This window comes from Brevundimonas fluminis, from assembly GCF_003934285.1.
Taxonomy (GTDB): domain Bacteria; phylum Pseudomonadota; class Alphaproteobacteria; order Caulobacterales; family Caulobacteraceae; genus Brevundimonas; species Brevundimonas fluminis.
This window is the reverse complement of the sequence record NZ_RQWJ01000004.1, coordinates 617,166-625,315: the sequence shown is the minus strand read 5'-3', so window position 1 is coordinate 625,315 and position 8,150 is coordinate 617,166. Positions and strand designations below refer to the sequence as shown.

11 protein-coding genes and 1 tRNA gene are annotated in these 8,150 nt (G+C 68.3%); 11 read left to right on the top strand and 1 reads right to left on the bottom strand.

Features of this window, described 5'->3' with window-relative positions; all coding sequences use genetic code 11:
* Nucleotides 1-99: 99 nt before the first annotated feature.
* Entirely contained in the window at nt 100-450 is a 351-nt protein-coding gene (locus tag EFJ44_RS12120; protein ID WP_125257443.1) for a glycine zipper 2TM domain-containing protein, read from the top strand.
* A 132-nt stretch (nt 451-582) separates the two neighbouring features.
* Here the strand turns inward: EFJ44_RS12120 and EFJ44_RS12115 are convergent, their stop codons facing one another.
* Nucleotides 583-1,617, bottom strand: coding sequence for a L,D-transpeptidase (locus tag EFJ44_RS12115; RefSeq protein WP_125257442.1), 1,035 nt, complete (start codon nt 1,615-1,617; stop codon nt 583-585).
* 147 nt (nt 1,618-1,764) lie between these two features.
* Between EFJ44_RS12115 and EFJ44_RS14090 the strand changes: the two genes are divergently transcribed.
* The 10 genes from EFJ44_RS14090 to rplJ all read left to right on the top strand — a co-directional run bounded on the left by EFJ44_RS14090 (nt 1,765) and on the right by rplJ (nt 8,141).
* The gene (locus EFJ44_RS14090) at nt 1,765-1,899 is read left to right on the top strand and encodes a hypothetical protein (RefSeq protein WP_277596091.1); all 135 of its coding nucleotides are present in this window, start codon (nt 1,765-1,767) and stop codon (nt 1,897-1,899) included.
* Between the two features lie 95 nt (nt 1,900-1,994).
* Nucleotides 1,995-3,326, top strand: a complete 1,332-nt coding sequence (locus EFJ44_RS12110) for a hemolysin family protein (protein ID WP_206426908.1) — start codon at nt 1,995-1,997, stop codon at nt 3,324-3,326.
* A gap of 106 nt (nt 3,327-3,432) precedes the next feature.
* Nucleotides 3,433-3,508: transfer RNA gene (locus EFJ44_RS12105), tRNA-Trp, on the top strand.
* Nucleotides 3,509-3,584: 76 nt separating this feature from the next.
* Nucleotides 3,585-3,890, top strand: coding sequence for a preprotein translocase subunit SecE (gene secE, locus EFJ44_RS12100; RefSeq protein ID WP_125257441.1), 306 nt, complete (start codon nt 3,585-3,587; stop codon nt 3,888-3,890).
* Nucleotides 3,891-3,904: 14 nt separating this feature from the next.
* Nucleotides 3,905-4,480, top strand: coding sequence for a transcription termination/antitermination protein NusG (gene nusG, locus EFJ44_RS12095; protein WP_125257440.1), 576 nt, complete (start codon nt 3,905-3,907; stop codon nt 4,478-4,480).
* A gap of 40 nt (nt 4,481-4,520) precedes the next feature.
* Complete coding sequence (locus tag EFJ44_RS12090; protein ID WP_125257439.1) at nt 4,521-5,411, top strand: hypothetical protein; 891 nt, start codon at nt 4,521-4,523, stop codon at nt 5,409-5,411.
* A gap of 150 nt (nt 5,412-5,561) precedes the next feature.
* Nucleotides 5,562-5,993 carry a 50S ribosomal protein L11 gene (rplK, locus tag EFJ44_RS12085; protein ID WP_125257438.1) on the top strand — a complete coding sequence of 144 codons (432 nt, stop codon included), beginning with the start codon at nt 5,562-5,564 and terminating at the stop codon, nt 5,991-5,993.
* A gap of 4 nt (nt 5,994-5,997) precedes the next feature.
* A complete protein-coding gene (rplA, locus tag EFJ44_RS12080) occupies nt 5,998-6,687 on the top strand; it encodes a 50S ribosomal protein L1 (protein ID WP_125257437.1) in 690 nt (229 codons plus the stop codon).
* Nucleotides 6,688-6,816: 129 nt separating this feature from the next.
* Nucleotides 6,817-7,320: a DUF2059 domain-containing protein gene (locus EFJ44_RS12075; RefSeq protein WP_125257436.1), complete on the top strand. Its 504-nt coding sequence runs from the start codon at nt 6,817-6,819 to the stop codon at nt 7,318-7,320.
* A gap of 305 nt (nt 7,321-7,625) precedes the next feature.
* Nucleotides 7,626-8,141, top strand: coding sequence for a 50S ribosomal protein L10 (gene rplJ, locus EFJ44_RS12070; protein ID WP_125257435.1), 516 nt, complete (start codon nt 7,626-7,628; stop codon nt 8,139-8,141).
* Nucleotides 8,142-8,150: the final 9 nt, after the last annotated feature.

Below are 8,150 nucleotides of genomic sequence, written 5' to 3'. Positions count from 1 at the left end.
AGCATGAAGGAAGGCCCCGGGAGCGATCCCGGGGCCTTCCGCTTTCCGGAACGGGGCGGGGGCGGAGCCGTTCAGCCTCCAGCAAATCTGGAGGATCCCATGCGACGCGCGCTGACCGGCCTGGCCCTGTGCTCACCCCTGCTGCTCGGCGCGTGCGCGTCGACGGGCGACGATTATGCGTCCCGATGCGAGCGCGACTACTGGGAGAACCGCCAGTACGCGACGGCGTCGGGCGCCGCTCTGGGGGCCATCGCGGGCGCGGCGATCGCCGGCGAGGGGAACCGGGAGCAGGGCGCCGCCATCGGGGCCATCGCCGGCGGCCTGATCGGCAATCAGCTGTCGGAGCGCGACGACCCCTGCGGTTACGGGTTCGGCGGCTACAACCGCGACGGGCGCTATGGCTATGAGCGCGTCCCGCGCCGGGGCGACTACGGCCATTATCGCCGCTGATCCGCGGGCCCGCCGAGGACGCCGGTCGGGCGCCGCGTCGTGGTGCGGGGGCCGATTGCGGCGCGCGGGACAGGAACCGTCGAACGGCGCGAGACGCGCCTGAGGCGTGGGACGCCGGTCCGCAGGCGCGCCCTAGCGGAATTCGACGGTCACGCCCGGCCGCACGGCGGCCGCCAGCTGCTCGGCGTCCCAGTTGGTCAGGCGGACGCAGCCGTTCGACGCCGTCTTCGCCACCTTCGACGGGTCCGGCGTGCCGTGAATGCCGTAGCTCTCCGCGGAGAGGTCGATCCACACCGTGCCGACCGGATTGTTCGGCCCCGCCGGCACGACCACTTTGCGATCGCCCCGGTCGTAGCTCAATTTCCTCGGGTCGTAGGTGTAGTCGGGCCGCGGGGCGACGCCCAGCACCCTCAGCGTGCCCGAGGGCGCGGGCCGTTCGGTCGATCCGATTGTCGCGGGGTAGAAGGCGACGAGCTGGCCGTCCACGTCGAAGGCGCGCAAGGACGTCTCCGACTTGTCCACCACGATGCGCGCGACCTCGGGCAGAGGGGCGTCGGACAAGGCGGGGACCACGAGCTCCACGCCCGCACGGCGGAAATCGACGACCGGGTTGAGGGCCTGCAGCAGGTCTTCGGTGACGTGGAAGCGCTCGGCCAGACGCTCGCGCGCGCTGGTGAAGCCCACGCCGTTCCGCGCCGTCTCCGAGAGGTTTTCGGACGCGGGCGGATCGAAGGGGCCCGCGACGTCCGCCTCGGTCAGGACGATCCGGCGCAGCACCGGCCCGCCATGGGCGCGGGTCAGGGCCTCGATCATGGCGGCGTCCGGAGCGTCGCCGTCCAGGGCGTGGGCGGCGCGCCACGCCGCCACGGCGCGGCGCGTGTTGTCGCCCGGCAGGCCATCGACGACGCCCGGCGAGAAGGCGGAACGGTCGAGCAGGATCTGCAGCCGGATCAAGCCGGGATCGGGGTGCGCGGACGACGCGTCCGCCGACGGAGGCGGCGCGTTCCAGACGCCCGCCGGCGGAACGGCGCGCTCCACGCCGGCGACGTCCAGACCCTGGGCCGTCGGTCCCGGCGCCGGGGCGGGCTCGACGGGGGCGGGATCCGGAGCGCCGCAGGCGGCGAGGGCGAGCGCGAGGGCGGAGGCGGCGCAGACGAAGCGGAACATGGGGAACCTAACCCGGTGATCCGGCGCGGCGTTCCCCGGAAGAACGAAGCACGCGGTTAATCCGCCGCCCGTGCGGGGTGACGGCTTGCGCGGAACCCGGGCGTCTGGCCTGACGTTGGCGATCGGCTCATTAGGAATTCGTCAACCATGATGAAGGCGCTGCGCCTCGGCCTGTTCATCGGCACCCTGATCGGGGCCAGCGCGTGCGCCATGGCGCCCTCGGCCGGGGGCGAGGGCGGCTGGTACGGCTCCGGCGACGTCGGACGGTCGGACCGGGACTGACCGCCTGCAGGAATCCGTGGCGCGACGCGCCGTTCGCCCCTATCATCTCGCCCGCGGACGCCGACCGTCGCGCCGCGCCGGGTTCCTCCCCCTAGATGTTAGCCGTCGCCATCGTCGTCGTTCTGCTCCTCGTGGTGCTCAACGGCCTGTTCGCCATGACCGAGCTCGCGGTCGTGTCTTCCCGCAAGTCGAAGCTGCAAAGCCGGGCCGAGAAGGGCGACCGCGGCGCGCGGGCCGCGCTGAAGCTGGCCGAGGAGCCGACCCATTTCCTCTCCGCCGTCCAGGTGGGCATCACCCTGATCGGCATCCTGGCCGGCGCCTACGGCCAGGCGGCCATCGCGGGCGAGCTGAACCGCATGATCGAGGCGGCCTTCCCCGCCGCCGCCGCCTGGTCCGAGATCGCGTCGACTGCCCTCGTGGTCATCCTGATCACCTATGTGTCGCTGATCGTCGGCGAACTGGTTCCGAAGCGTCTCGCGCTGATCTTTCCGGAATCCATCGCGGCCAAGATGGCGGCGCCGATCTCGACGCTGGCGATCGTCCTGCACCCCTTCGTCACCCTGCTGACGGCGTCGACGTCGGGCATCCTGAAGCTTCTCGGGGTCAAGGATCGCGACGGGTCCGACGTGACCCAGGAGGAGGTGGAGACCATGATCGCGGAGGGCACCTCCGCTGGTCTGATCGAGCCGGAAGAACAGGAGATGATCGAGGAGATCCTGACCCTGGGAGACCGGCCGATCCGCGTGGCCATGACGCCGCGCCACGAGGTCTTCTGGGTCGCCCTGGACGACACCGAGGCGCAGCTCAGGGAAGAGGTTCGCACCTGTCCCTACTCCCGCATCGTGGTGGCCAAGGAGAACGACGTCGACAACCCGCTGGGGGTGGTTCACAAAAAAGATCTGCTGGACAGTCTGTTGGACAACGGCGAGTTCAACATCGAGAAACACGTCCAGATTCCCGCCTTCATCCCCCAGTCGACCAGCGTGCTGAAGGCGCTGGAGATCATGAAGTCGTCCAGGGTCCACATGGCGTTCCTGGTCGACGAGTTCGGCGCCTTCGAGGGCGTGGTGACCGCCACCGACCTGCTGGAGATGATCGCCGGCGACTTCGACGAGGGACACGACGAAGTCGACGACATGATCCGCCGACGCGAGGACGGGACCTGGCTGGTCGACGGCCAGACGGATCTGGAGGAGCTGGCCGACGAACTGGGCGAGGATTTCGGCGAGGCCGAGGGATTCCACACCGTCGCCGGTCTGGTCCTGCACCAGCTGTCGCGCGTGCCGGACGAGGGCGAGGTTCTGCAGCTGGGCCGGTTCGAGGTCGAGGTCATCGACATGGACGACCGCCGCATCGACAAGTTGCTGTTCAGGCAGGTCGTGAGGCCGGAGGACGAGGCGCGCGCGGTCGCGGAACATCAGGAATGAGCCGCACGAAGCGCGCCCTTCGCCCTTGAAATGGCGGGCGGGGTGGGGCATAGCCCCCCGTCTGGCGAAGACCGCACCCGATCCGTCGGGACGGCGCGATTTGTCTAGGAGTTTAGCTCAGCTGGTAGAGCACCGGTCTCCAAAACCGGGGGTCGTGGGTTCGAGTCCCCCAACTCCTGCCATTCCCCCTGTTCCCGCAGCCTGGGCCTCCCCATCTGCGGGGACAGGCTCCAGCGTTCGAGAAAGACTGAACTCCAGATGGCGAAACCCAAGTTCCCCGGCCGACGCACCGGCAACCCCGCCGCAGGCGCCAAGGCCTCGGCCGGCGCGTCCGCCGCGACCGTGACCGTCGAGCCGGCGACGCCGAAGGTCCGCACCTCGCCCGTGCAGTTCTTCAGCCAGGTGCGCGCCGAGGGGCGCAAGATCGTGTGGCCGTCCCGCAAGGAGACCTGGATCACCTCGGTGATGGTCTTCATCATGGTGGCGATCGCCGCGGCCTTCTTCTGGATCGTCGACCTGCTGCTGGGCATGGGCTTCGAACGCATCATCTCCTTCGGATCATAAGAAGAAACGCCGCCATGACCGACGCCGCGCCCGAAGCCGCCGCCAATCCGCGGCACAAGTGGTACATCGTCCACGCCTATTCGAACTTCGAGAAGAAGGTCGCCGAGCAGCTGCGCGAGCAGGCCGCGCGCCAGGGTCTCGCCGAGAACTTCTCCGAAATCCTGGTCCCGACCGAGGACGTCGTGGAGGTCCGCCGCGGCCGCAAGGTGAATTCCGAGCGGAAATTCTTCCCCGGCTACGTGCTGGTGAAGATGGAGATGACGGACGACGCCTATCACCTGGTCAAGAACACGCCGAAGGTGACCGGCTTTCTGGGCGCCGCGGGCGGCACCAAGCCCCTGCCGGTGTCCGAGCGCGAAGTGAAGAACATCATCGGTCAGGTGGAAGAGGGCGTGGAGCGTCCTAAGCCCACCATCCGCTTCGACATCGGCGAGACGGTCAAGGTCGTCGACGGTCCGTTCGCCAGCTTCGACGGCCAGGTCGAGAGCGTCGACGAGGACAACGCCCGTCTGCGCGTGGCGGTGTCCATCTTCGGTCGTCCGACCCCGGTCGATCTGGAGTACGGCCAGGTGGAGAAGGTCTCCGGCTAGGGGGCTCGCCTTCCGGTAGAACCGTGCTAGGCATGCCTTCATGCGGAGGTGGATCGGCGCAGCGGCGGTCGGACTGACGGCGGTCCTCGCCTCGCCCACGCTCGCCCAGGACGCCGAAACGCCCACCCGTGTTGACGACGTCGTCGTCGAGGGGCGCCCGCTGGAGTCCGTCGCGCGGTCCTTCGTCGAAGAGGTCTCCGCTCCGGCGCGCACGCGGGGTCTGGCCCGGTGGGACGGCGTCGTCTGCATCGGCGTGGTCAACTTCGAGGCCGAGGCGGCCCATCTCATCATCGACCGCATGTCCGACGTGGCGCGCGATCTGGGCGTGGACCTGGGCGAACCGGGTTGCGATCCCAACCTGGTCGTCGCCGGGACGACCGACGGCCGGGGAATGGCTGAGTCCATGGTCAGCCGGCACCGGCAGCAATTCTTCCGTTTCGGCTACACCCGGTCCAACGCAGGCTCCGGGGCTCTGGAGCGCTTCCGGACCTCGGATGCGGCGGTGCGCTGGTGGCATGTCAGCCTGCCCATCGTCGTCACGACGGGGGAGGTCGCGGTCAGGCTGCCGGGCCGCGGCCCGTGGGCGCCGCCTCCCGAATGCACATCGCGCCGGCACGGTCTGGACTTCCGGGGTTGCGACCTGATCAGCGACCGGCTCATGCGGCTGATCATCATCGTCGACGTCGACGCGCTCCCCTCACTGACCTACGCGCAGCTGGCCGACTACCTGACCATGATCGGCCTCGCCCAGATCGACGACCAGGGTGAATGGGACCGTTTCGACACCGTCCTGAACGTCCTCGAGGATCCCTCCGGCGTGTCGGGTCTCACGACCTGGGATCTGGCCTATCTGGACGGGCTGTATTCGGGCGAGGACGAACGCATCAGCGCCCGCGATCAGGCCGATCGGCTGGTGACGCGACTGCGCTGACCGCGTGTTTGCCTTCCCCGACGCCTTCCTCTATACGCCCGCCTTCGCGTCACGGGACCCGTCCCGCGGCGCGCAAATCCGTGGAAGGCAGCCATGCCGCACCACGGCTCATCCGTTCCGATTGAGTTCGGGGCTTCACAGGAGAGACCAATGGCCAAGAAGATTCTCGGCTACATCAAGCTGCAGGTGCCCGCCGGCTCCGCGACCCCGTCGCCGCCGATCGGCCCGGCCCTGGGTCAGCGCGGCGTCAACATCATGGGCTTCTGCAAGGAGTTCAACGCGCGGACCGAAAAGGAAGGCAAGGGCACCCCCCTGCCGACCGTGATCACCGTCTACCAGGACAAGAGCTTCACCTTCATCACCAAGACGCCGCCGGCGACCTGGTACCTGAAGCAGGCCACGGGGCTGAAGTCGGGCTCGGCCAAGACCGGCCGCGAGACCGCCGGCAAGATCAAGCGCAGCCAGCTGCGCGAGATCGCCGAGAAGAAGATGAAGGATCTGAACGCCAACGATCTCGATCAGGCGACCAAGATCATCGAAGGCTCGGCCCGCGCGATGGGCCTGAACGTGGTGGAGGGCTGATCACATGGCCAAGCAAGCCAAGCGCATCCAGGCCTGGACCGGCGATCGTGAGACGCCGATGGCCTACGCCGACGCCATCAAGGCGGTGAAGGACAACGCCAAGGCCAAGTTCGACGAGTCGATCGAGATCGCCGTCAACCTGGGCGTCGACCCGCGTCACGCCGACCAGCAGGTCCGCGGCGTGGTCAACCTGCCGTCGGGCACGGGCCGCGACGTCCGCGTCGCCGTCTTCGCCAAGGACGCCAAGGCCGCCGAGGCCACCGCGGCCGGCGCCGACATCGTGGGGGCCGAAGATCTGTTCGAGAAGATCAACGGCGGCTTCATGGACTTCGACCGGGTCATCGCGACGCCGGACCTGATGGGTCTGGTGGGCCGTCTGGGCAAGGTGCTGGGCCCCCGCGGCCTGATGCCGAACCCCAAGGTCGGCACCGTGACCCCCAACGTCGGCCAAGCCGTCAAGGACGCCAAGGGCGGCGCCGTGGAGTTCCGCGTCGAGAAGGCTGGCATCGTCCACGCCGGCATCGGCAAGGCCTCGTTCGACCAGGCCGCCCTGGAAGCCAACGTCAAGGCGATCGTCGACGCCCTGGTCAAGGCCAAGCCGTCGGGCGCCAAGGGCACCTACGTGAAGAAGATCAGCCTGTCGTCCACCATGGGCCCGGGCTTCAAGGTGGACCCGGCCTCGCTGGGCGCCTGATCGGTCTTCGGATCGTGACCGGGGAAGCGGCGGCTCCATGAGGGGCCGCCGTTTTCGTTTGGGGCGTGGCCGAACCCTGCTTGTCCAGCTCCGCGAGGGGCGACACAATGTTCCCCGGAGGGTCGTTCCATGCGCATCATCTTGATTCTGGCCGCCACGTTGACGGCTCTCATCGCCTCCGCAGAGCCGGCCTCGGCGCAGGACAGGGAGCTGCTGCGACGGACGGAGCTGGCCGAGCGATACGTTCGCCTGTCGTTCGGCGACGACCTTCGTCCGATGATCGAAGCGATCATCGAAGAGCAGTTGGCCGGCGACATGAGCATGACGACGGAACAGCGGGCCTGGTACCGGAACAACGTGCCGGTCTTCTTCGACGGCTTCATGGACACGCTGATCGACCTGATCGTTCCTCGCTACGTGGCCAGCATGACCGACGAGGAGCTCAATGCGGGCATTGAGTTCTACAGTTCCCCTATCGGGCGGTCTCTCGCGCGAAAGGAAGTCGCGCTGCAGATCGACATGAACGACGAATTGTACGCCGCCGCCGACGCCATGGCGGCGGACATGGAAACCAAATACTGCGCCGCCTTCGACTGCCCGGACCTTTCCGTCATCGTGCCCTCCGGTAAATGACGCCGCGCCCTTGAGTTTCCAGGCACGCCTGTGTATGCAGCGCGCCTTGCCGTGACGGGTCCGCCCGTGACGGTCCTGTCCGAGAACTTCGGGGCGTGGGGGCCACCCACGCCGTAAATGTCGGGGAGCCCCCCGGCGCCGTGGGGAGATGGGTCGCAGACGATCCCCTTCGCCTTCGTGCGGAGAGGGCGTGAGCTTCCTTCGGACATCGCTACCGGCTTGAACGTCTCGCGGCGACGCGCGGCGCTTTGGCCAATCGGCGCCGGGAATAAGCCCGGCCTCGAACCTTAAGACTGGAGACCGCAATGGACCGCGCACAAAAGGCCGAGTCGATCGAGACGCTGAAGGGCGTCTTCGCCGACGCCGGCGCCGTGGTCGTGACCCACAACCTGGGTCTGACCGTTGCGGAAATGGAAGACCTGCGTGGCCGGCTGCGTACCGCCGGCGGCGCGTTCAAGGTGGTCAAGAACCGCCTGGCGCTGAAGGCGCTCGAAGCCGAAGAGGGCAGCGATTACCACGGCCTGTTCAAGGGCCCGGTGGGCATCGCCTACGCCAACGACGCGGTGACGGCCGCCAAGGTGACCGCCGAGTTCGCCAAGGGCAACGACAAGTTCGTGGTCCAGGGCGGGTTCATGGGCGACAAGGTGCTGGACGCCAAGGGTGTCGAAACCCTGTCCAAGCTGCCGTCGCTGGACCAGATCCGCGCCTCGCTGCTGGGTCTGCTGAACGCCCCCGCGACCAGGATCGCCGGCGTCGTCCAGGCCCCGGCCGGCCAGCTGGCCCGGGTGTTCAACGCCTACGCCACCAAGGACGCGGCGTAAGCCGCCCCT